The sequence below is a fragment of the Mycobacterium sp. NGS67 genome (assembly GCF_059812185.1).
Map to the genome: position 1 here is coordinate 23,215 of NZ_JCALCF010000036.1, position 23,796 is coordinate 47,010.

The 23,796-nt window shown below is 65.8% G+C and carries 17 protein-coding genes and 1 pseudogene; 9 read left to right on the plus strand and 9 right to left on the minus strand.

All coding sequences use genetic code 11. The features are described 5' to 3' along the window. Nucleotides 1-36: 36 nt before the first annotated feature. The 3 genes from rpoB to AC5Y4D_RS24005 all read right to left on the minus strand — a co-directional run bounded on the left by rpoB (nucleotide 37) and on the right by AC5Y4D_RS24005 (nucleotide 6,669). Entirely contained in the window at nucleotides 37-3,528 is a 3,492-nt protein-coding gene (gene rpoB, locus AC5Y4D_RS23995) for a DNA-directed RNA polymerase subunit beta (RefSeq protein WP_499944387.1), read from the minus strand. A 516-nt stretch (nucleotides 3,529-4,044) separates the two neighbouring features. Next, nucleotides 4,045-5,049 (minus strand): ABC transporter ATP-binding protein, encoded by a 1,005-nt coding sequence (locus AC5Y4D_RS24000; RefSeq protein ID WP_499944386.1) that lies wholly within the window; start codon nucleotides 5,047-5,049, stop codon nucleotides 4,045-4,047. A 117-nt stretch (nucleotides 5,050-5,166) separates the two neighbouring features. Then, nucleotides 5,167-6,669, minus strand: coding sequence for a carotenoid oxygenase family protein (locus tag AC5Y4D_RS24005; RefSeq protein WP_499944385.1), 1,503 nt, complete (start codon nucleotides 6,667-6,669; stop codon nucleotides 5,167-5,169). Nucleotides 6,670-6,751: 82 nt separating this feature from the next. Here AC5Y4D_RS24005 and AC5Y4D_RS24010 point away from each other — a divergent pair. Further along, nucleotides 6,752-7,442: pseudogene (locus AC5Y4D_RS24010) on the plus strand (TetR/AcrR family transcriptional regulator); the annotation flags it as partial. 48 nt (nucleotides 7,443-7,490) lie between these two features. Here the strand turns inward: AC5Y4D_RS24010 and rplL are convergent. The 5 genes from rplL to AC5Y4D_RS24035 all read right to left on the minus strand — a co-directional run bounded on the left by rplL (nucleotide 7,491) and on the right by AC5Y4D_RS24035 (nucleotide 14,535). After that, entirely contained in the window at nucleotides 7,491-7,883 is a 393-nt protein-coding gene (gene rplL / locus AC5Y4D_RS24015; protein WP_499944435.1) for a 50S ribosomal protein L7/L12, read from the minus strand. Between the two features lie 48 nt (nucleotides 7,884-7,931). After that, nucleotides 7,932-8,486, minus strand: coding sequence for a 50S ribosomal protein L10 (gene rplJ, locus AC5Y4D_RS24020; protein ID WP_499944384.1), 555 nt, complete (start codon nucleotides 8,484-8,486; stop codon nucleotides 7,932-7,934). 360 nt (nucleotides 8,487-8,846) lie between these two features. After that, nucleotides 8,847-9,758, minus strand: coding sequence for an ROK family protein (locus AC5Y4D_RS24025; protein ID WP_499944383.1), 912 nt, complete (start codon nucleotides 9,756-9,758; stop codon nucleotides 8,847-8,849). After that, complete coding sequence (locus tag AC5Y4D_RS24030; RefSeq protein ID WP_499993021.1) at nucleotides 9,758-10,375, minus strand: DUF7158 domain-containing protein; 618 nt, start codon at nucleotides 10,373-10,375, stop codon at nucleotides 9,758-9,760. Before AC5Y4D_RS24030 ends, AC5Y4D_RS24025 begins: the two co-directional genes overlap by 1 nt. Next, nucleotides 10,372-14,535 carry a glycoside hydrolase family 38 N-terminal domain-containing protein gene (locus AC5Y4D_RS24035; RefSeq protein WP_499993019.1) on the minus strand — a complete coding sequence of 1,388 codons (4,164 nt, stop codon included), beginning with the start codon at nucleotides 14,533-14,535 and terminating at the stop codon, nucleotides 10,372-10,374. Before AC5Y4D_RS24035 ends, AC5Y4D_RS24030 begins: the two co-directional genes overlap by 4 nt. Nucleotides 14,536-14,649: 114 nt before the next feature. On the opposite strand from AC5Y4D_RS24035, the gene AC5Y4D_RS24040 reads away from it, so the two are divergent. The 6 genes from AC5Y4D_RS24040 (at nucleotide 14,650) to AC5Y4D_RS24065 (ending at nucleotide 20,179) form a co-directional block, all read left to right on the plus strand. Further along, on the plus strand, nucleotides 14,650-15,186 hold the full coding sequence (locus AC5Y4D_RS24040) for a DinB family protein (RefSeq protein ID WP_499993018.1): 537 nt from the start codon (nucleotides 14,650-14,652) through the stop codon (nucleotides 15,184-15,186). A 24-nt stretch (nucleotides 15,187-15,210) separates the two neighbouring features. Continuing rightward, on the plus strand, nucleotides 15,211-15,783 hold the full coding sequence (locus tag AC5Y4D_RS24045; protein ID WP_499944434.1) for a DinB family protein: 573 nt from the start codon (nucleotides 15,211-15,213) through the stop codon (nucleotides 15,781-15,783). Nucleotides 15,784-15,930: 147 nt separating this feature from the next. Continuing rightward, complete coding sequence (locus tag AC5Y4D_RS24050) at nucleotides 15,931-17,277, plus strand: ABC1 kinase family protein (protein ID WP_499993017.1); 1,347 nt, start codon at nucleotides 15,931-15,933, stop codon at nucleotides 17,275-17,277. Nucleotides 17,278-17,281: 4 nt separating this feature from the next. Further along, nucleotides 17,282-18,202, plus strand: coding sequence for an alpha/beta fold hydrolase (locus AC5Y4D_RS24055; RefSeq protein WP_499993015.1), 921 nt, complete (start codon nucleotides 17,282-17,284; stop codon nucleotides 18,200-18,202). A 68-nt stretch (nucleotides 18,203-18,270) separates the two neighbouring features. Then, entirely contained in the window at nucleotides 18,271-19,131 is an 861-nt protein-coding gene (locus AC5Y4D_RS24060; protein ID WP_499944377.1) for a cyclopropane mycolic acid synthase family methyltransferase, read from the plus strand. Nucleotides 19,132-19,315: 184 nt separating this feature from the next. Then, complete coding sequence (locus AC5Y4D_RS24065) at nucleotides 19,316-20,179, plus strand: cyclopropane mycolic acid synthase family methyltransferase (protein WP_499993014.1); 864 nt, start codon at nucleotides 19,316-19,318, stop codon at nucleotides 20,177-20,179. Nucleotides 20,180-20,274: 95 nt separating this feature from the next. On the opposite strand, the gene AC5Y4D_RS24070 is transcribed toward AC5Y4D_RS24065, so the two are convergent. After that, nucleotides 20,275-21,558, minus strand: coding sequence for a hypothetical protein (locus AC5Y4D_RS24070; protein WP_499993012.1), 1,284 nt, complete (start codon nucleotides 21,556-21,558; stop codon nucleotides 20,275-20,277). Between the two features lie 214 nt (nucleotides 21,559-21,772). Here AC5Y4D_RS24070 and AC5Y4D_RS24075 point away from each other — a divergent pair, with 214 nt between their 5' ends. Further along, the gene (locus AC5Y4D_RS24075; protein ID WP_499993010.1) at nucleotides 21,773-22,654 is read left to right on the plus strand and encodes a cyclopropane mycolic acid synthase family methyltransferase; all 882 of its coding nucleotides are present in this window, start codon (nucleotides 21,773-21,775) and stop codon (nucleotides 22,652-22,654) included. A 129-nt stretch (nucleotides 22,655-22,783) separates the two neighbouring features. After that, nucleotides 22,784-23,683, plus strand: coding sequence for a hydroxymycolate synthase MmaA4 (gene mmaA4, locus AC5Y4D_RS24080; RefSeq protein WP_499944373.1), 900 nt, complete (start codon nucleotides 22,784-22,786; stop codon nucleotides 23,681-23,683). Nucleotides 23,684-23,796 lie beyond the last annotated feature (113 nt).

Below are 23,796 nucleotides of genomic sequence, written 5' to 3' on the forward strand. Positions count from 1 at the left end.
ACTCCCTTTCCCCTTGCGGGTTTAGTGACTCGATACTTAAGCAAGATCCTCGACAGAGGCAGATTCGTTGCGCGACAAGTTGATTCCCAGGTTGGCCGCGGCCCGCTCGAGGTCCTCGTCCTCACCTTCGCGCAGCTCGATCGCCGCACCGTCACTGGACAGCACCTCGACGTTGAGGCACAGCGACTGCAGCTCCTTGAGCAGCACCTTGAACGACTCGGGGATGCCCGGCTCGGGGATGTTCTCGCCCTTGACGATCGCCTCGTAGACCTTGACCCGGCCGACGGTGTCGTCGGACTTGATGGTCAACAGCTCCTGCAGCGTGTACGCGGCACCGTAGGCCTGCATGGCCCAGCACTCCATCTCACCGAAGCGCTGACCACCGAACTGCGCCTTACCGCCCAGCGGCTGCTGGGTGATCATCGAGTACGGGCCGGTGGAACGCGCGTGGATCTTGTCGTCCACCAGGTGGTGCAGCTTCATGATGTACATGTAGCCAACCGTCACCGGGTACGGGAACGGCTCCCCGCTGCGCCCGTCGAACAACACCGCCTTGCCGTCCTCGTTGACCAGCACCTCGCCGTCGCGGTTGGGCAGCGTGGCCGACAGCAGGCCCTGCAGCTCCTCCTCCTTGGCGCCGTCGAACACCGGCGTCGAGACGATCTGGTTGGGCTGGGCGTGCCGCAGGTCCTCGGGCAGGTTCGCCGCCCAGTCCGGTGATCCCTCGATGTTCCAGCCGGCCTTGGCCACCCACCCGAGGTGGGTTTCCAGGATCTGGCCGATGTTCATCCGTCGCGGCACACCGTGCGTGTTCAGGATGATGTCCACCGGGGTGCCGTCCGGCAGGAACGGCATGTCCTCGACCGGCAGGATCTTGCCGATGACGCCCTTGTTGCCGTGCCGTCCGGCCAGCTTGTCGCCGTCGGAGATCTTGCGCTTCTGGGCGACGTAGACCCGGACCAGCTCGTTGACGCCGGCGGGCAGCTCGTCGTCGTCCTCGCGGGAGAACACCCGGATGCCGATGACCTTGCCGGACTCGCCGTGCGGCACCTTCAGGGAGGTGTCGCGGACCTCGCGGGCCTTCTCGCCGAAGATCGCGCGCAGCAGCCGCTCCTCCGGGGTCAGCTCGGTCTCACCCTTGGGAGTGACCTTGCCGACCAGGATGTCGCCGTCTCGCACCTCGGCACCGATGCGCACGATGCCGCGCTCGTCCAGGTCCGCCAGCACCTCGTCGGAGACGTTCGGGATGTCCCGGGTGATCTCCTCGGCGCCCAGCTTGGTGTCGCGGGCGTCGATCTCGTGCTCTTCGATGTGGATCGAGGTCAGCACGTCCTCTTCGACGAGGCGGTTGGACAGGATGATGGCGTCCTCGTAGTTGTGACCCTCCCACGGCATGACCGCCACCAGCAGGTTCTTGCCCAGGGCCATCTCACCGTTCTCGGTGCACGGCCCGTCGGCGATTACCTGTCCGGCTTCCACCCGGTCGCCGGCGTCGACGATCGGTGACTGGTTGGCGCAGGTGCCGTGGTTGGACCGGGCGAACTTGCGCATCCGGTAGGTGCGACGGGTGCCGGTGTCGTGCATGACGGTGATGTAGTCGGCCGACACCTCCTCGATGACACCGGCCTCGTCGGCGACGACGACGTCACCGGCGTCGATGGCCGCACGCAACTCCATCCCGGTGCCCACCAACGGCGCCTCGCTACGCACCAGCGGAACCGCCTGGCGCTGCATGTTGGCGCCCATCAGGGCACGGTTGGCGTCGTCGTGCTCGAGGAACGGAATCATGGCCGTGGCCACCGACACCATCTGGCGCGGCGAGACGTCCATGTAGTCCACCTCGGACGACGGCACGTACTCCACCTCGCCCGCCTTCCGGCGGACCAGCACACGCGGCTCGACGAAGCGGCCGTTCTCGTCGATCGGCGAGTTGGCCTGCGCCACGACGTGGCGGTCCTCCTCGTCGGCGGTCAGGTAGTGGATCTCATCCGAGACGACCCCGTCCACCACCTTCCGATAGGGCGTCTCGATGAACCCGAACGGGTTGACCCGCGCGTACACCGACAGCGACCCGATCAGACCGATGTTCGGACCTTCCGGGGTCTCGATCGGGCACATCCGGCCGTAGTGCGACGGGTGCACGTCACGGACCTCCAGGCCGGCCCGCTCACGGGACAGACCACCCGGCCCCAGCGCGGACAGACGCCTCTTGTGCGTCAAACCGGACAGCGGGTTGTTCTGGTCCATGAACTGCGAGAGCTGGCTGGTGCCGAAGAACTCCTTGATCGCGGCGACGACGGGCCGGATGTTGATCAGAGTCTGCGGCGTGATGGCCTCGACGTCCTGGGTGGTCATCCGCTCGCGCACGACGCGCTCCATCCGGGACATGCCGACCCGGATCTGGTTCTGGATCAGCTCACCCACGGTGCGCAACCGGCGGTTGCCGAAGTGGTCGATGTCGTCGGTCTCCACCGGCACCTCGGAGCCGCCGGGCACGGTCATCGTGTGCTGACCCTCGTGCAGACGGACCAGGTACTCGATGGTGGCGACGACGTCTTCCTCGGTCAGCGTCGAGCTGGTGATCGGCTGTCCAGCGTTCAGGCCGAGCTTCTTGTTGACCTTGTAACGGCCGACGCGGGCCAGGTCGTAGCGCTTCTCCTTGAAGAACAGGTTCTCCAGCAGGGTCTGCGCGGACTCCTTGGTCGGCGGTTCGCCCGGACGCAGCTTGCGGTAGATGTCCAGCAGCGCCTCGTCGGTGCCGGCGGTGTTGTCCTTCTCCAGCGTGCCCATCATGATCTCGGAGAAGCCGAACCGCTCGTGGATCTGCTCGTTGGTCCAGCCCAGCGCCTTGAGCAGCACGGTGACGGGCTGGCGACGCTTGCGGTCGATGCGGACACCGACGGTGTCGCGCTTGTCGACGTCGAACTCCAGCCAGGCGCCCCGGCTGGGAATCACCTTGACGCTGTGCAGCAGCTTCTCGGTGGACTTGTCGATGGTCTCGTCGAAGTACACACCCGGCGAACGCACCAACTGGCTGACCACGACACGCTCGGTGCCGTTGATGATGAAGGTGCCCTTCTCGGTCATCATCGGGAAGTCGCCCATGAACACCGTCTGGCTCTTGATCTCACCGGTGTTGTTGTTGATGAACTCGGCGGTGACGAACAGCGGCGCCGCGTACGTCATGTCCTTGTCTTTGCACTCGTCGACCGGCGCCTTGACCTCGTCGAAGCGGGGGTCGGAGAAAGACAGCGACATCGACCCGGAGAAGTCCTCGATCGGCGACAGCTCGTAGAGAACCTCCTCGAGCCCGCCCATCTGGTTGACTTCGCCGCGCTTCGCGGCTGACTCACGCCAGCGCTGCGAGCCGATCAACCACTCGAACGAATCGGTCTGCACATCGAGCAACCCCGGAACCTCGAGCGGTTCGCGCAGCTTGGCGAACGACACCCGGTTGGGCGCTCCGGGTACGGAGCTGTTCGAAGAACTCTGAGAGGGATTTACGTTGCTCTGGCGGAAATCAGCCAAGATGCGTCCTTCCAGCACCTCGTGCGACGACGAGTTTCCCAGGGAGGACGGGTGCCTACCAGGCCTGTTCGCCGCAGATAATTGTCGGTTCGGCTGGCGGACGAACTGTCCGGATCTCACGCACGCAACTAAGTAGCTGAGCCGCAGAGAGGGCTCAGGCTAAGACCACAGTGTCTTCAGCGGCCAAGAGGCGATGGTGAGGTGGGCAGGAAGTAGCCAGCGCAACGTCCAACAGTAGCGCACGACGGAACATTCCTCAAATACCCACGACAAGTAACAGTCCGTGGATACGGCGCTGGCTGGCACCTCGAGGTTCCCGCGAACACATGCTGCCCAACAGATTGACCCGTTTAGGCCTGTGCGTCAAGAGGTGGGCGCGGCAAGTTGTGCAAAGTTACCGGGAAAATTACGTCGAGGACCGCTGGTCAGGGGTTTGGCGAGCGTTTGTGGGCGCACAACGGCACGCCAGAATCCCGCCAAGCAGAATCCAGATCCCGGGTGCGCAGACCGGGCGACTCAGTAGTCGTGCGAGGAGTACTTGTGGGTGCCCTCGAGGTCGTCCAGGATCGCCTCCTGGGCGTTCTTGGGCAACGTGTGCAGCATGGCGCGCACCCGCGCCTGACGACGCGCGACCCCCTTGCGCTCCGGCATGCCGGGCGAGGCCTGGATCTGCGGCGGCACGCCCTCGATGTCCTCGACACCACCGGCGTGCTGGCCGGCATCCAGAGCCGCCTGCTCTTCGGCCATGGTGGCCTCGTCCTTCTCCTCGGACATACCGATCGGCCCGATGCGCCGACCGTTGAGGAACTGACGGACCACCGGCTCGTCGCTGGTCAGCAGCACTTCGCGGGGGCCGAACATGACCAGGTGCTTGCGGAACAACATGCCCATGTTGTCCGGCACGGTGCGGGCGATGTTGATGTTGTGCGTCACGATCAGGATCGTCGCGTCGATCTGGGCGTTGATGTCCATGATCAGCTGGCTGAGGTAGGCGGTACGGACCGGGTCCAGACCCGAGTCGGGCTCGTCGCAGAGAATGATCTGGGGGTCGAGCACCAGGGCTCGGGCCAGGCCGGCACGCTTGCGCATACCACCGGAGATCTCACCGGGGAACTTCTTCTCGTCGCCGCCGAGACCCACCATCGTCAGCTTCTCCATGACGATGTCGCGGATCTCTTTTTCCTTCTTCTTGGTGTGCTCGCGCAACGGGAAGGCGGTGTTGTCGAAGAGGTTCATCGAACCGAACAGCGCGCCGTCCTGGAAGAGCACGCCGAACAGGGTGCGGATTTCGTAGAGTTCCTTCGCCGAGCACTCGATGATGTCGGTGCCGTCGATGAGGATAGAACCCCGTTCCGGGCGCAGCAGGCCGATGAGGGACTTCAGGAATACCGACTTGCCGGTACCCGACGGGCCCAGCAGCACGCTGACCTCGCCGGCCGGGACCGTGAGCGTGACGTCTTCCCAGATCCTCGAGGATCCGAAGGACTTGGTGAGCCCGTTTACCTCGATCGCGACACCCATGGGAAACCCTTCCGTCGACGCGCGTTTCAGCCACCAGCCCCGTGTGGCTTGAGTCACTGTAGCGCACGCCTGGGGCCGCACATCAGGGTTGTATCGATAACAATCCGTGAGGCTGGATCACTCCGAGGGCGCCCAGTTTCCGTGGAAGCCCATCGGAACCCGTTGCGGCAGCTCTACGGTGGCCATCGTCTCGAGAGTCTGGGCGTCGAGCAACAGCAGCAGGCCCGCGTCGCGGTCGCGCCGGCTGCCCAGACCCATCAGGATTCCGTCGTCTTCGGTGGTGGCCGACGGGTTCGGCACGAATGACATCTCGCCGATCAGAACGTCCGGGTCCAACGGGGCTGTTTGGCTGGAGCCGGTCGCGTAGTCGTGCTTGTAGACCTGTGTCGACATCTCGTACGCGCCGCCGGCGAGGTAGCCGCCGTCGACGCCGAGGGTGTAGCCGAACCGGTGCCGGCCGCCCAGCACGGTCTCGTTGATCCGGGGGAACTCCTGGGGACGGTCGTCGCGGCACTCGCTGCTCACCGCGCCAGTGGCCAGGTTGATCGTCCAGCGATCCAGGGTAGGTTTGCTGTCCCCGGGGCCACGCAGGTCGTGGTCGAACATCCGCGAGTAGCGCACCACGTCCAGGATCAGCAGCTCGGTGCCGTCACGATCCTGGCTGTAGGCATTGAGCGGATGGAACACGTAGCACGGCTCGATGTCGAACCACCGGACGTCTTTGGCGCCGCCTTCCCGCGGGAGGACGCCGATGCGCGCCGGATAATCGGCGTTCCAGCGATACGGCATCTTGTGCATGGGCTGCCGGTTCCGGTTGAGCATCGCGGCGATCGGGTTGGGCACCCGAACCCGTCCCAGCAGCGACTGCACCACCAGCCGAGCCGGCGCACTGAGCGTGCGCGGCACGTTGGTGGGCATCACCTGCGCGGCATCGAACGTCACGGGTAGGTCGTAGATGACGACGTACTTGTCGGTCAGGGAGAAGTCGTGCATCATCGGCGACCCGCTGACCTCGATGTCCACCGTGCGACGGGCCCGACCGTCGGTGTCGATCACCGAGTACTGCACGGTGCGCCCGCGGGTGAAGGCATAGGACAGCGCGTGCAGTTCGCCCGTCGCGGGGTCGCGGTGCGGATGAGCGGTGTAGCCGCCGAACACGGTTCCGTCGAAGTCGCACGGCGCTACCGTGTCCAGTTCGTCGGTCAGCTCGTAGTTGGCCCCGCCGCCTTCGACGAGCGCCAGCGTCTTGCCCGCGTGGCTCAGCGCGTTGGTGTTGGGACCCACCGACAACATTCCGGCCCGCGGGTCCAGTCCCGTGGGCGCCGGCTCGCCCAGCGCGGCGCATACGGCAGGTGTCCGCACCCAGCGGTTGCGGTACCAGGCGGCCTTCCCGTCGCGCAGCGCGACGCCGTGCACCATCGCGTCGCCACTGAACCAGTGGTAGACAGCCGGGTTGACCTCGGCGACGGGATTGGGCCCGTTACGTAGATACCGTCCGGTCAGGTGCTCGGGGATGTGCCCGGTGACCTCGAGGTCGGTCACGGTCATTTCGGCGCTTACTGGGGCCAGGAACCCGCTGAGATACGGGTTCCCGGCTTTGGTCGTCTGCATGGCCGTCATGTCTGAGCTCCTATAACATCGTTATTACGCCGTTATCGAGACCGTACGCCGCCGGGGAGGAGATGGCAATATTGTTTGCGAGATGACTTCGACCCAGCGCAGCGTCCGGGACGAGATGCTGCATGCCGCGGTGGAACTGCTCAACGAGCACGGGCCCGACGCACTGCAGACCCGGAAAGTGGCCGGCGCCGCGGGCACGTCGACGATGGCGGTGTACACGCATTTCGGTGGGATGCGCGACTTGATCGCCGCGGTCGCGCAAGAGGGATTACGCCAGTTCGATGCTGCGTTGACGGTGCCTGCGACGGACGACCCGGTAGCCGACCTGATGGCCGTCGGCGCCGCCTACCGGCGGTTCGCGATCGAGCGCCCGCACATGTATCGGCTGATGTTCGGCAGCACCAGCGCCCACGGCATCAATGCGCCGACCGGCAATGTGCTGACGCTCACGATCGCCGAGATCGAGCAGCACGAGCCCAGCTTCGCTCACGTGGTGCGCGCCGTGCACCGATCGATACTGGCCGGCCGGATCACCGCTTGTCCGGCGGACGACGACGCGGCGGTGGTGGCGACGGCCGCCCAGTTCTGGGCGCTCATCCACGGCTTCGTGATGCTCGAACTGGCCGGGTTCTACGGCGACTCGAGCGTCAGCGGCTCGGCGCTGGTTCCGGTGCTGGCCGCGGTGACCACTAATTTGCTTGTCGCTCTTGGCGATTCAGCGGAACAGGTGCACCGGTCGCAGCAGGAGCTCCGAGGCTGAGCAGACGCAAAAGCCCCCAAATCCTTGCGGAAATGGGGGCTTTTGCGTCTGCTCGGCAGAGTTACTTGACGGTGACGCTGGCGCCGGCGGCCTCGAGCTTGGCCTTGGCCTCGTCGGCGGCCTCCTTGGCGACCTTCTCGAGCAGCGGCTTGGGCGCGCCGTCGACCAGGTCCTTGGCCTCCTTGAGGCCCAGGCCGGACACGATCTCGCGGACCACCTTGATGACGCCGATCTTCTTGTCGCCGGCGGCCTCGAGGATCACGTCGAACTCGGTCTGCTCCTCGGCGGCCTCAGCTGCTGCGCCACCACCGGCCGGGCCGGCCGCGGCGACGGCGACCGGGGCGGCCGCGGTGACCTCGAAGGTCTCCTCGAACTTCTTGACGAAGTCGGAGAGCTCCAGCAGGGTCATTTCCTTGAAAGCGTCGAGCAGTTCGTCGCTGGACAGTTTTGCCATGGTTTGGGACCTTCCTGATCTCTTGGGGTTTGTCGGGGTTGGTAGTTGTTATTCGGCTTCGGCAGGTGCCGCGGCGGCTGCCGGGGACTCGGAGTCCTTCTTCTCTTGCAGTGCGGCCAACAGTCGGGCCATCTGCGACGCGGGCGCGTTGAACAACCCGGCGGCCTTGGCGAGGTTGCCCTTCATCGCGCCGGCCAGCTTGGCCAGCAGCACCTCGCGGGATTCCAGGTCGGCGATGCGCTCGACCTCGGCGACGGACAGCGCGTGACCGTCCATGTAACCGCCCTTGATGACCAGCGCCTTGTGCTCCTTGGCGAAGGTCTTCAGCGCCTTGGCGGCGTCGACCGGCTCACCGGTGACGAACGCGATGGCGGTGGGGCCGGCGAACAGTTCGTCGAGCCCTTCGATACCGGCCTCGGACGCGGCCCGCTTGATCAGCGTGTTCTTGGCCACCGCGTAGGTCGCCGACTCGCCCAGCGACCGGCGCAGCTCGGCCAGATTGGCGACGCTCAGGCCGCGGTACTCGGTGATGACGGTTGCGCTCGAACTCTTGAACTGTTCGGCGATGTCGGCGACGGCGGTGGCCTTGTCAGCCCGGGCCATGCATGCCTCCTGATAAGTGTGTGGACTCGGGGTCTCTGCCACCGGCGAAAACAACTGACGCCCCGGCGCAGGATGCGGCCGGGGCGTCTACAGGCGCCGACACACGGGCCGGCGGAAGTGCCTCGTCCTCCTGCGTGGGCCGCCGGGATGTTCCCGGACCTTCAACCGATTGCTCGGTGACCGACGGTCTTCGGTGGGTCGGGCACCACCTTAGCGTGGCGTCGTCCGATCAGCCAAAACGGCCGCGTCAGACAGTCAGCCGGACGCGCCAGGCCACCACACCGACCGTCGAGTGCGACATATGCGACAGTCCCGCGGCGTGTCTCGTCGTGGAATTCACACTCGTGGTGGGCTGTGGCGTTATAGCCCGGCGAGCCGGGCCGCTCCGATTAATCCGGCGTCGCCGCCCAACTCGGCCGGGGCCACCTTCAACCCGCGCAGAAAGTCCAGCCCGGTGTGGTCGGCCAGCGCCGCGCGCAGCGGATCGAACAGCAAAGCACCGGATTTGGCCACTCCCCCGCCGATCACGACCAGGTCGAGGTCGCACACGGCGCCCACCGACCCGATCATGGCCGCAAGCGCCCGGGCGCCCCTGGCGAAAGCGGCCAAGGCCACCGCATCCCCCGCCGCGGCGGCGTCGGCCAGTTCCTTCGCGCCGGCTGCCGGGGAAGCCGACCAGCCGTTCTCCCGTGCCCAACGGGTCATCGACGGACCGGATGCGACCGTCTCGACGCACCCGCGACCCCCGCACGCGCATCGTCTGCCGTCCGGCTCGACGGCGACGTGGCCGACGTGACCGGCGTTGCCGGTGCGCCCGTCGTACGGAATGCCGTCGAGCACCAGGCCGCCGCCCACTCCGGTGGACACCACCATGCCGAGCAGAAAACCGGCGCCCCGTCCGGCACCCAGCCAGTGCTCGCCCAGTGCCATGCAGACGCCGTCGCCGCCCAACCGCACGGCAATCCCGGGCAGTGCGTCGCTCACCCGATCGCGCAGCGGGAATCCGCGCCAGGCCGGGATGTTGATCGGGCTGACGGTGCCGGTGGCCAGGTCGACGGGCCCGGCCGACGCGATGCCCACCGCCTCGACCACCCCGCCCGCGGCGCCGACCGCATCGGCGACCATCGCGGCAACCGTATCCCAAACCTGTTCGGCAGCAACATCTTTCGGGGTGGGACGCTTGTCGTTGTACACCAGCAACCCGGGGGCGGCCGGGTCGGCGAGGGCGGCGGCGATCTTGGTGCCGCCGATATCAAGGCAGAGGGTCAGCATCAGTGTCGGTGGGTGTTGTCGGGTTGGCGAGGATCTCCAGGATGCTCGTAGCCGGGCGACAGATGAACCAGCGCCGCCCGGCGCGCGTCCAGCCAGACGCGAAAGGCACGCCTGCGCGCGGCGCCCAGCAGGTGTTCGGTAACGGCCACCCGCACCTGATCCAGAGGTGGGACGGCTGGCGCCGGCACCCGCCAGCCCCGTCCGACCGACCGCGACGGCGCGAACCGCGTCGGGTTGCGCCGGTGGTAGTCGACGACGGCGTCGTCGCTGACCACGACGCCGGCGGTGACGTCGACGAACAATGCGCGTGCCCGCGGGTCAGTCAGCGCCGCGGCCGCGACGCTGCCGATCTCCAGTCGGGCAGTCACGTCGGGCAGGAGTTCGGCTTCGGTCGGGACAGGCACGCCGCTGAGGCCACGCGCGGACGCTTCTGCCTCGACCACCCGCTCGGTCACGATCAGTTGGGTCAGCCAGCGCCGCAGCTGACGGCCCTCGCTGGTGCCGGCGGCCGGTAGCATCGCGGCCCGCGTTCCCCCACGCAGCCGTGCCTCGCGCGCGTCGACTTCGGCCTCTGGAACCGGGGTGCCGGCGACGGTCGCCACCACGTGTGTCGTCACTCTGCGTCGCTCCTCCTCATCGCTGTCGTCACCGTCACCTTGGCCGCGGGTGAATAGATCAGCCGGCCCGCGCAGCCGACCCGGACCAGCGCCCACCACTGTCCGGGGTCCTGCCACGCCGGCGGCGTCACGTCGAAGACGAGTCGGACGGTGCCGTTCGCCGGCAGCGTAGCGCCGAGCGCCGCCGGGCCCATCCACTCCCAGGTCCCCCACGGACTGATCAGGTGTGCTTCGGCGGCGAGGTCGGCGCCGGCGTGGCTGCCGATCGTCACGGCAAGTTGCGTCGCCGCGCCGGCAGCCAGTTCGACGTCGGCCGGACCGTCGACGAGATAGACGAGCTCGCGATCGTCGACTCCGACGGTCACGACGGCGACGTCCTCGACCGCCTGCCGCCATGACGGCGGCACTCCGGTGCCGGTGACCCGCAACTGTGCCCGGATCGGATACCTGCCCGCCGGCGTGTGGGCCGGGATGGTCAGCACGACATCGGTTTCCAGGTGCCCGCCCGGCTCCAGCGAGAACGGCAACTCGGCCGGCTGGGCGGTCCAGCCGTCTGGGCAACGTATTTCGACTTTGCCGCCCAGCACCGCATCGGTGCAGTCGCTGGCCGCGGTCAGACGCAGCACCGGATGGTCGGCGCTGAGCTGCGTCGGATGCAAGTGCGCGACGGCCGGCAGCCCGCCCAGCGGCGCGGGGCCGCGGTTGTGCAGCCAGTACCGGGCATACAGCGGCTGGGCGAGCTCGGCCTGCGGTGCCAACTCGCCTGCCTCGACCGGCACGTCGGGCCTCTCGAGGCGGGCGAGCACGGTCGCGACCTGATAGCCGTGCAGCTGGATCGTCCGGCTGCGACGCTGCGGTTGTTCCAGCAGGTCCGCTTGCCGCAGTGCACGCAGTTCACCCACATCCGAGCCGATCTCGACCCGGGCCGGCGAACCGGTCGCCTCGACCAGCCGCAGCGCGATTTCGTCCGGTACGACGGGATGGGCACTCCCCGAGGTGAGCGGGTTGCCGGCGACCTTGAGCGCACCCAGTTGCACGGAGTCCGCGGGTTCGATCCGCAGCAGCGAGCCGACCGGAGCCAGCGCGCCGTGCCGATCAACCGGGGATACCGCGACCAACGGGTTGGAGAACTGCGCACTGCGTGCCGGCAGCCCCACCCGCCGCCAGTCACCACTCCCGCAGACCAGCGCGTAGTCGAAATCGTGTGTCCAGTGCTGCAATTGGAAGTTGGAGCCGTCCGGTGCGGTGCGGCGCGGATCGTCGATCCAGATCCCCGACGGCCAGCCGGTGCAGGACCGCATCAGGGCGGTGTGCAGGGTGCCTTCGGTGTCGACCGCGAAACTCGGCACGCCGCGGTTGAGGAGCGCGACGGTGTAGTCCTCGAAGGTTCCGGCATCTGAGGGGACCCGCTGGTGCACAAGGATCTCGGCGTCGCCCAGGTCGCGCACCACGGACTTCACGGCGACCGCCAGGCTTGCGTCGTCGCGCCCGTCGATCACCAGAACGGGCAGCGCATCAGCGGCCCGCAGATCGGCGTCGGGCACCCAGACCGCGGCCAACTCCGTCGCCGCCGGCACCCAGACCCGCGCTTTGCCGGTCTTGGCCAGCTGACGATTGAGTTCGGCGGTGTAGGCCGGGTCCGCTTGGGCCAGCACCGATTTCGTGAACGCGTTGCGGTCGGGACCGCCCAGCGCGATCCGCGCGTCGGGCAGGTTGGAGTCGACGTCGAGGTGGCCGTAGCGGGGTCGGTCGGCGCCGCTACAGGTGGCCGTGACGCCGGCGCGGACCAGGGCCACCGTCAGGTCGCGCGCCAGCGGGCCGGAGTCGGCCTCCGAGGGCGTGATCACCTCGGCGACCGACAGCGCCCGCGTTGCGGCACTGTTTTTAAAGCGCACCCGAACCGCCGAGGACAATCCGAACCAGCCGTAGGCCGGGTTGTCCAGCGTCCACAGGTGCTGGGCGGTGTCCACCGAGCGGTCGCCGTCGTGCAGTAGCGCGAATCCGCGCCCGACGACGGCGTCGCCGACCTCGCTGACCGGCGTGGCGCCGGGCACCGGGCACGGCCAGCGCAGGCGCAGCAGCTGGTCTTCGCCGGTGAAGTCGTGGATGGTGGTGCGACAGTCCAGCCGGTCGACGCCGTGCCACAGGGTCAGGGTCTGGGTGTAGCGCAGCAGGGTGCCGATCCGGCCCTGCACGACCAGCCGCTGACCGAGCGGTCCGTCGAAGGCCTGCACGGTCGCGGGAGCTTCCGACGATCCGACCACCGGCCCTTTGGGGAGCAGATGCCACGGGCCCTCGCCTTGGCTGGGGTGCGCCGGATATTCCTCGTAGACGGCCAGCTCGTTGCCGACCCGGCCGTCGGCAATCAGCTCGCGGCCGTGGTGGGTCATCGAATCCACACCGCCGCCGCGCTGCGGGTCCACGGTCACCCGGTAGTGCTCGTTGGCGATTCGCGCACCGGCGACCGGCTGCCAACCCCGCCGCTTGCCACGCCCGGCGACCAGACGATACGTACGCCAGCCAAGTGACGGCACCGCCGCCAGCCAGGTGACCGACCGTCCGTCGTCCGCCACGTGCGCCGGTACCTCAGCGCCTTCGTCGTCCAGCACGCCCGCACAGGGTTCGTCCATTCGGATGGTCACGACGTCCGTGCGTGACTGGGTCAACGGGTTCCAGACCACCACCGAGTCGCGGTCCCGGGCCACCGCGCTGGTGAGCAACCGCAACGAGTTGTCCCGCGCGGCGCGTCCCAGCTCCCACGCGTCTCGCCAACCGGTCAGCAGGTCGAGATACACCTGGTCGGATTCCGAGCCGGTGATCGCGTCATGATGAGCCCCGTACGCCAGCTGCACCCAGGCCTTGGCGAACGCCGCCTGCGGGTATTCGGCGCCGGACAGCAATCCGGCGAACACCGCGAAACGCTCGGCGTCCAAGACCAGGTTCTCCGCGGCGCGGTTGGCCTGTTTGGTGTCGATGAACGACACGTCCTTGCCGGTGTAGATCGGGTTCATGTCCCGGGTCTGCGGCGAGGGCACCGCGTCGCGTTCGGCCAGCTCGGCGCGGACCGCGGCGAAGAACTCGCGCGGCAGTGCGCACACGAACCGCGGCCAGGTGTAGCGGACGGCCCAGTCGCGGTGGATCTCGGTGACCCACTTGTTCGGCGGCGTGTAGTCGGTTCCCACCGGCAGCAGCACATTGCGCGTCAGAGCCACCTTCTTGAGCCGGTCGAACAGCGCATACGTCGCCTCCTCGGCTTCCCCGAGCGTCGTCGCCGAGTCCATCCACCAGCCCGCCGAATAGTGGGCCGGCATGTAGTGGGTGAGCAGTCCCCGCCCGGACGGCGAGATCCATTCGAACTCGCTGGAGAACTGCATGCGCTCCATGCCGTCCTGCCCCGGACCCCACTGATGATGCGGACCCCGGGCCCACGAACTCGAGGTCAGTCCGGCGTCGGCGGCCATACCGGGGAATTGCGGGTCGTGGCCGAAGACGTCGAGCTGCCACGCGGTGGCCGGGTCGGCGCCCAACACGTCGCGCTGAAAACCGATGCCGTGCACCAGGTTTCGGATGGTGGTCTCCGGACTCGTGAGGTTGGTGTTCGGTTCGTTGTAGGTGCCGCCCATCACCTCGACCCGGCCTTCGGCGAAAAACCGGCGCAGGTCGGCGCGGTCCTCGGGACGGGTGTCCCAGTAGGGCTTGAGGTAGTCGACCTCGGCGAGGACGAACTTGTACTCGGGCTCGCGGCGCGCCATCTCCAGATGCGCGTGGACCAGTTCGAAGCCGTTGGTCTGCCGGGCCCGTCCGGGCGGATCCTCCGCCCATTCGCTGGTGTAGGCGCCCTGGGTGTTCCACCACACCGGGTCGTAGTGGAAGTGGCTGATCATGAACATCGTCCAGCCCGGCTCGGCCACCACGAACTCGAACGGCAGGCCCCCCGCCCGGGCCGCGCGCCGTTGTCCGACGACCGGACCATCCACCGTCACCGGAACCTCGACGACCCCGGCACCGGGCCCGACGACCACGTCGCCGCGCAGCCCGTCGCCCTCGATGCGCAGCGTGGTCGGTTCGGTGCAGTGCGCGACGGTCAGCCGCACCAACTGCACCGGGGCGTCCGGCGGCCCGACGAACAGCTCGGTCGATTCCGCCGAAACAACCTGCATGACAGCACCTTACGGCCCCCCGCCGACACGGTGTAGGCGTTCGGCGAGCGCGCGTGCCGGTCTGCCTCGGTCAGCGGACCGAACATGTCCGCTGTGGGTGCCAGACTCGACGGCATGGCAGACCTGACCTCCCAGCTCGCCGACCAACTCGACGTGCATTGGCACACCCAACTGCGCCCCCGCCTGACCGGCTTGACCGACGACGAATACTTCTGGCGGCCGGCGCCCGACTGCTGGACGATCCGCCAGGACGGCGGAATCGACTTCGCCTACCCGCCGCCCGACCCGGCGCCGTTCACGACGATCGCCTGGCGCCTGGCGCACGTGATCGTCGGGGTGTTCGCCATGCGCAACCACAGTCACTTCGGCGCTCCGCCGGCCGACTATCAGAGTTGGCCCTACGCCACCGACGCCGCCACCGCGCTGCGCCAGCTCGACGAGACCTACGCGACCTGGATATCCGGCGTGAGATCGTTGTCCGCGGCAGACCTGAACCGCCCGTGCGGACCGGCCGAAGGCCCCTACGCCGAATATCCGATGCTCGCGCTGGTCCTGCACATCAACCGGGAAGCAATTCATCACGGCGCCGAAATCGCCTTGCTGCGCGACCTCTACGAGCACACCATGCACCAGCACACCAGGGAGGACTGAGCCATGCCCGCACTCGCCGCACCGGTGACCGACGAACGCGACGCCCTGCGTGAATTCGTGGCCTACCACCAGAGCGCCTACTTCGCGGTGTCCTACGGACTCACCGATGAGCAGGCCCGGTCCACGCCGTCGGCCAGCGCACTGTCGGTCGGCGGTCTGATCAAGCACGCCACCGGCATGCAACGCGTGTGGATGGCACGGGTCGCCGCGGCACCCGGTGAGCCCGCAAAAGACACCCGGCCGTTCGAAGTCCGTGCCGAAGAGTTCCAGGCCGAGTACGTGATGGGCGCCGACGAGACATTGGCGGAGCTGCTGAACGCCTTCGCGGAACAGAACGCCGTGACGTTGCGCCTGGTCGAGACGGTCGATCTCGACCTACCCGTCCCGGTGCCGCAGGACGCGCCCTGGTTTCCCAAGGACTTTCCGGCCTGGTCGGTGCGCTGGGTGATCCTGCACATCATCAACGAGTTGGCCCGGCACTCCGGGCACGCCGACATCGTGCGGGAAAGCATCGACGGTGCCACCATGTACGAGCTGATCGCCGGGCTGGAGAACTGGGAACCGCAACCCTGGCTCACGCCGTGGCGCAAGCCTTGAATTGCGCGGCTCTACACCGAGCGTGTAGTCAGTGCGAAATCCGGGCCCGGATTTCGCAGCAGCGGCACGTTCGGCGACCGCGTAACGGCTCGGGAGCGGCGTCACGCAAATTTAGAGTTGACCTCCCCGGTTTGGCACACTGCTGGGATGAGTTCCACAAAGCATCGCGATGTGGCCAAACTCGACCGGGTGCCGTTGCCGGTCGAGGCGGCCCGGGTAGCTGTCACCGGTTGGCAGGTCACCCGCACCGCCGCTCGTGTGGTCACCAAGCTGCCGGCCAAGGGGCCGTGGCAACAGAAAGTCATCAAAGAAATCCCGCAGGCTTTTGCCGACCTGGGTCCCACTTACGTCAAGTTCGGGCAGATCATCGCCTCCAGCCCGGGCGCGTTCGGCGAATCGCTGTCGCGTGAATTCCGCGGACTGCTGGACCGGGTGCCGCCGGCCGACACCGACCAGGTGCACAAGTTGTTCGTCGAGGAGCTCGGCGACGACCCCGCGAACCTGTTCGCCAGCTTCGACGAACAGCCGTTCGCCTCGGCGTCGATAGCCCAGGTGCACTACGCGACGTTGAAGACCGGCGAGGAGGTCGTGGTCAAGATCCAGCGGCCCGGCATCCGCCGTCGGGTCGCCGCCGACCTGCAGATCCTGCAGCGTTTCGCCCAGGCCGTCGAACTCGCCAAGTTGGGCCGGCGGCTCTCCGCGCAGGACGTGGTCGCCGACTTCTCCGACAACCTGGCCGAGGAGCTGGACTTCCGGCTCGAGGCGCAATCGATGGATGCGTGGGTTTCGCATCTGCACACCTCGCCGCTGGGCAAGAACATCCGGGTGCCCCAGGTGCACTGGAACTTGACCAGTCAGCGGGTGCTGACGATGGAACGGGTGCACGGCATCCGCATCGACAACGTCGCCGCCATCCGCAAGGCCGGGTTCGACGGCACCGAACTGGTGAAGGCCCTGCTGTTCAGCCTGTTCGAGGGCGGGCTGCGCCACGGCCTGTTCCACGGCGACCTGCACGCCGGCAACCTTTACGTCGACGACCAGGGCCGCATCGTCTTCTTCGACTTCGGGATCATGGGCCGCATCGACCCGCGCACCCGATGGTTGCTGCGGGAACTGGTGTACGCGTTGCTGGTCAAGAAGGACCACGCCGCGGCGGGCAAGATCGTCGTGCTGATGGGAGCCGTCGGAACGGTCAAACCCGAAGCCCAGGCCGCCAAGGACCTGGAGAAGTTCGCCACCCCGCTCACCATGCAGTCGCTGGGCGACATGTCCTACGCCGACATCGGCCGCCAGTTGTCTACCCTTGCCGACGCCTACGACGTCAAGCTGCCCCGTGAGCTGGTGCTGATCGGAAAGCAGTTCCTCTATGTGGAGCGCTACATGAAGTTGCTGGCGCCCAAATGGCAGATGATGTCCGACCCGCAGCTGACCGGGTATTTCGCCAACTTCATGGTCGAGGTCAGCCGCGAGCATTCCTCCGATCTCGAGGTCTGACCGCATGGAAGTTCGCAGCGGCACCGCGATCTCCGGTGATGTGAAGCTCTACTACGAGGACATGGGCGATGTCGAGCATCCGCCCGTGCTGCTCATCATGGGCCTGGGCGCCCAGATGCTGTTGTGGCGGACCGGGTTCTGTGAGCAACTCGTCGACCAGGGTCTGCGGGTGATCCGCTTCGACAACCGCGACGTCGGCCTGTCCACCAAGACCGGACGGCACAAGTCCGATCAACCGCTGCCGGTCCGGATGGCGCGGTCGTGGCTGGGTCTGCCCAGCCGGGCCGCGTACACGTTGGAGGACATGGCCCAGGACGCCGCGGCCTTGCTGGATCACCTCGACATCGAGCACGCGCACATCGTCGGTGCGTCGATGGGCGGCATGATCGCCCAGGTCTTCGCGGCACGCTTCGCCGAGCGCACCAAGACGCTGGCCATCATCTTCTCCAGCAACAATCAGCGCTTCCTGCCGCCGCCCGCGCCGCGCGCGCTGTTGTCGCTGATCAAGGGTCCCGCGCCGAACTCGCCGCGCGACGTCATCATCGACAACTCGGTGCGGGTCAGCAAGATCATCGGCAGCCCGCGCTACTTGGCGCCCGACGAGGAGCTCCGCGCCGACGCCGCCGAGAGCTACGACCGCAACTACCACCCGTGGGGCATCGCGCAACAATTCAGCGCGATCCTGGGCAGCGGCAGCCTGCAGCACTACAACCGGCGCATCGCCGCCCCGACTGTGGTGATTCACGGCCGGGCCGACAAACTGATGCGCCCCTTCGGGGGACGGGCGATCGCACGCGCGATCGACGGCGCCCGATTGGTGTTAGTCGACGGAATGGGCCATGATTTGCCGAAGCAGTTGTGGGATCGCGTCATCGGTGAACTCACGAGCAATTTCGCTGCAGCCGGCAGGGCGCAGGGCGGATAAATGGTTCCGTTCTCCCTGCTCGGCGCCGCGTGCGACATTGTTACCGTTGGAACAGGAGGTTGTCTGACATGGCCGAATTGAAGCCGTATTACGAAGAGTCCCAGGCGACGTACGACATTTCCGACGACTTCTTCCGGCTATTCCTGGACCCCAACATGGTCTATACCTGCGCGTACTTCGAGCGCGACGACATGACGCTGGAAGAGGCGCAGCTCGCCAAGTTGGATCTGGCCCTGGACAAGCTCAAACTCGAGCCGGGTATGACGTTGCTGGACGTCGGTTGCGGCTGGGGCGGCGCGGTGGTCCGCGCGCTGACGAAGTACGACGTCAACGTCATCGGCATCACCTTGAGCAAGCACCACGCCGCGCTCAGCCAGCAGCGGCTGGCCGCGATACCCACCGAGCGACGCGCCGAGGCACGTCTGCAGGGCTGGGAAGAATTCGACGAGAAGGTGGATCGAATCGTCAGCTTCGAAGCCTTCGACGCGTTCAAGAAGGAACGCTGGCCGGCGTTCTTCGACCGCTCCTACGAGATCATGCCCGACGACGGCCGGATGCTGCTGCACAGCATTTTCACCCACGAGCAGACCTACTGGCGTGACCACGGCATCACCGTGACCATGAGCGATTTGCGGTTCTTCCGATTCCTGGCGACCGAAATCTTCCCCGGCGGGGGCATGTGCGGCGAAGTCGACATCATCGACAACGCCAAGAACAGCGGGTTCTCGGTGGACGAAATTCAATACCTGCAGCCGCATTACGCGCGGACGTTGGACATGTGGGCGGCCAATCTGGAAGCCAATCGCGAGCAGGCAATCGCCGTGCAGTCGCAGGAGGTCTACGACCGCTTCATGCGTTACTTGACCGGCTGCGCGGGCCTTTTCCGCAAGGGCCTTTCCAACGTCGCCCAATACACCCTGATCAAATAGCGCTCTCCCCCACGGCAACCAGGCCGCCGGGCGCACAAATAGGACGTTCTACCTGGTAGGACGGGTTCTCAGTTTAGTGATGCAACGCTGCATCGGATAGCATGCCTCCTGCATGCTCGGGGGGTTTGCAAACGTTTTGCATGCGACCGCGGACCGCGGCGGTCCAGAAAGGCACACAAAAATCATGGCCGAGCAATTGAAGCCGCACTTCGACGACGTGCAGGCACATTACGACTTATCCGACGACTTCTTCCGGCTGTTCCTGGATCCCACCCAGACCTACAGCTGCGCCTACTTCGAGCGCGACGACATGACGCTGGAAGAGGCGCAAATCGCCAAGATCGACCTGGCGCTGGGCAAGCTGGGCCTGCAGCCCGGCATGACGCTGCTGGACGTCGGTTGCGGCTGGGGCGCCACCATGCGCCGCGCGATCGAGAAATACGACGTCAACGTCATCGGGCTGACCCTGTCCAAGAACCAGGCCGCGCACGTGCAGCAGACGTTCGACGAGCTGGCCACCGAGCGCAGCCGGCGGGTGCTGCTGGAGGGCTGGGAACAGTTCGACCAGCCCGTCGACCGGATCGTCTCGATCGGCGCGTTCGAACACTTCGGCCACGACCGCTACGACGACTTCTTCGCGCTGGCCCACAAAGTGCTGCCCGACGACGGCGTGATGCTGCTGCACACGATCACCGCGCTGACCGGACCGCAGATGATCGAGCGCGGCATGCCGCTGACCTTCGAGATGGCCCGGTTCACGAAGTTCATCATGACCGAGATCTTCCCGGGTGGCCGGTTGCCGTCGATCGAGAAGGTCGAAGACCATTCGTCGCGGGCCGGTTTCAAGCTGACCCGCCGTCAGTCGCTGCAGCCGCACTACGCCAGGACCCTGGACACCTGGGCCGCTGCGTTGGAGTCGCGGCGCGACGAGGCCATCGAGATCCAGTCCCAAGAGGTCTACGACCGCTACATGAGGTATCTGACCGGTTGCGCTGACTCGTTCCGCACCGGCTACATCGACGTCAACCAGTTCACGCTGGAGAAGTAGCAGCACCGCGCCACCGTCGGATGAGGCAGCCCGGCAGCTCCTTCTGAAAGGAGCTGTCGGGCATTTCTCAGCGCCCGGCGGTCACGCGATCGTGATCAATACCAGGGGCCTGCGTAGTTTCCGTTCGGTGCGTAGACCAGTTCAGTGTCGTTGCCGACAGGGCAATGGATCACGTTCTTGCTGAAGCACGACTGATTCCAATCCGGATTCTTGTTATCTATCAGCATCCAGTCGCGGGAGACTCTGAGAAGCGGCACCACTTTCCACCCTGACGACACTTTCTGGGAGGTGGTGATGTCAATGACGGGTCTGTCGGAATCGTTGTCAATATAAAGATATTTGCCAGCAAAGTGAACCGTCTTGATATGCAGGTTTTTGACGTCATCGCCGGCGCGGTGGAACACATTACTGTTGGTAGTCAGGTTCAAGACCGTCAAGTAGTCCGCCCCCCATTGCATGAGTAAGTCGTCCCACAGGACCATATTGAACTCGCCGGCAACGTCCTTCATCTTGTTGTCGCGGAAGTCGAAGTAGCCGTACTTGTATGGCCAAGCGGTCCCCACGACGACGACCATCCCGTCGAAGGACATCGGGACACCGCCACTCATGGTCGTGCCGATGTTTTCGCCGACCTTGCTGCCGTCCCTGCCATTGAAAAATTCTTCACCGGCTTCGCGGTCTGCGCGGAATCTGCCGAATCCGGCATAGTTGTGCCAACAGTTGCCGGCGCGGTTGTCAATGGTGCAGGTGAACGTCGTTTTCAGGGTTGCGCCATCGAAGCCGAGTAAGCCGCCTGATGTCTCGGCATAGAATCCATAATTCGACGGAGAGATTGCTCGCACGGTCACGTCTGACGGCCAAGGCGCTGTCTGCGGGGGCGCCGACGTGAAGGGATCGAAAGCGACGATCGAAGTGGATCGCCGTTCTGGAGTCAAACCCTCCGACGGTATCGACAACGTGGTCACATAAAACACCCGAGTATGATCTTCATCGCCGCCGACAGTGCAGCCATATCCCACCAACTTCTGCCCAGCAGGTATCGTGGGCACCGGCAACGCGACGAATTGACCGGCCTTGGGATTGAAAATCTGACCGGATTTATCGAATTTCAAATCGTCGCCAGTAGCGAACCTGTTCTCACACCCGCTGTAAATCGTCCCAGGCCCCACGACGCCGCCGGTTGGAACGCGCAGGGCTTTGGGTGTCGTAGTTGTCGCCGGCGGTGCCGAAGTCACAGCAGGACGGGTCGAAGAAATAGATGTCGAAGACGACCGGGGCGTCGCAGGCTTCCCGCCGCCGCAGGCCGTGGTTCCGCACATCAAAGTGATGCCTACAGTTACGATCACGGCGAGGCGTCGCAGGAAATCGTTCTTAAGCACGGGCTGATCCGGCCTTTCGCGGCGGGGCGCTTATCGGGCTCCCCGATGGTACTGGCGCGGCAGCTGCGGTCTGCTGCGGGTCCGGTGCGTCGGTACCGGTTCGCGCGAAAGCCGCCGAACAGGCTTTCCAAATACGAAGGATGGGCCTGCCCCCGTGTAGGGTGCCGTGGAAGGGCACCTCGCTGGGGGGTGAGCTGTCCCATCGGGAGGACATATGGCGGATACGTACACGCGCGCCGGAAGTCTGCGATCCAATTCAGACGACGTCCAGGCGCACTACGACCTGTCCGACGAGTTCTTCGCGCTGTTCGTCGATCCGACACGCACCTACAGTTGCGCGTACTTCGAGCGCGAGGACATGGACCTGCACCAAGCCCAGCTCGCCAAGATCGACCTGGCGCTGGGCAAGCTTGGGCTAGAGCCAGGCATGACATTGCTGGACGTCGGTTGCGGCTGGGGCCCGGTGTTGAAGCGCGCGCTCGAGAAATTCGACGTCAACGTGATCGGACTCACGCTGTCGAAGAACCAGCACAACTATTGCCAGCAGCTGTTTGACCAGGTCGACACCAACCGCTCACACCGGGTGTTGCTGAGCGACTGGGCCGATTTCGACGAATCGGTGGACCGGATCGTCACCATCGAAGCCGTCGAGCACTTCGGTTTCCACCGCTACGACGACTTCTTCAAGTTCACCTACGAGGCCCTGCCCGACGACGGCGTCATGCTGCTGCACGTGATCACCGGCTTACATCCGCGCGAGATCATGGCGCGCGGCATGCCGTTGACCATGGAGTGGGCGAAGTTCATGAAGTTCATCATCACCGAGATCTTCCCGGGTGGCCGGCTGCCCATGATCGAGAAGGTCGAAGAGCACGCGGCGAAGGTCGGGTTCAACGTGACCCAGATCCAGTCGCTGCAGCTCGATTTCGCCCGGACGCTGGACTTTTGGGGCGAGGCGCTGGAGGCGCACCGCGACGAGGCCATCGCTATCCAGTCGGAGGAGGTCTACGACCGGTACATGAAGTATCTGACCGGTTGTGCCAAGGCGTTTCGCATCGGCTATATCGACTGCAACCACTTCACCCTGGCGAAGTAGACTTTCTGCCAACGACGGGCACCCTCGCGTCATTGATTACCGCCTCGACAAACCATACGGTTGGCATTCCAGCCGAGGCTCGCGCGTGCGCTCATCGCATGAACACGATCCAGGAGAAGAAAGACGAGAATGGCCGAGAACCCGCTTAGCCCGACGAAGACGCGCGAGAGAAACTTTCAGGACATCCAGGCGCACTACGACGTCTCCGACGACTTCTTCGCCCTGTTCCAGGACCCGACCCGCACCTACAGCTGCGCCTACTTCGAGCCGCCGGACATCTCACTCGAGGAAGCTCAGATCGCCAAGGTCGACCTGAACCTGGACCAACTGGACCTCAAGCCGGGCATGACCCTGCTGGACATCGGCTGCGGCTGGGGCACCACGATGAAGCGCGCCGTCGAGAAGTACGACGTCAACGTCGTCGGTCTGACCCTGTCCAAGAACCAGCACGCGCGTTCGCAGCAGGTGCTGGACGCCCTCGACACCGACCGGTCGCGGCGGGTGCTGCTGCACGGCTGGGAAGACTTCAACGAACCCGTCGACCGGATCGTGTCCATCGAGGCTTTCGAGCACTTCGGGCACGAGAATTACGACGACTTCTTCAAGCGGTGCTTCGACATCATGCCCGAGGACGGCCGGATGACGGTGCAGAGCAGCGTGAGCTACCACCCCTACGACATGGCGGCCCGCGGCAAACGCATCACGTTCGAGACGGTGCGGTTCATCAAGTTCATCGTCACCGAGATCTTCCCGGGTGGCAGGCTGCCGTCCACCGAGATGATGGTCGAGCACGGCGAGAAGGCGGGTTTCACTGTCCCCGAGCCTCTTTCGCTGCGTCCGCACTACATCAAGACGCTGCACATCTGGGGGGACACGTTGGAGTCCAACCGCGAGAAGGCCATCGAGGTGACCTCGGTGGAGGTCTACGAGCGGTACATGAAGTATCTGCGCGGCTGCGAACACTACTTCGACGACGAGATGCTCGACGTCAGCCTGGTCACCTACCTGAAGCCGGGCGCGGCCGCCTGACGCGGCGAGCAGACACAGAATCGCATCGCGGACGCGAATATCATGCGATTCTGCGTCTCACTCGAAAATAGAGGTGACCACGGCTGGTGAGTGGCTAGGTGGTGATGGTTAGG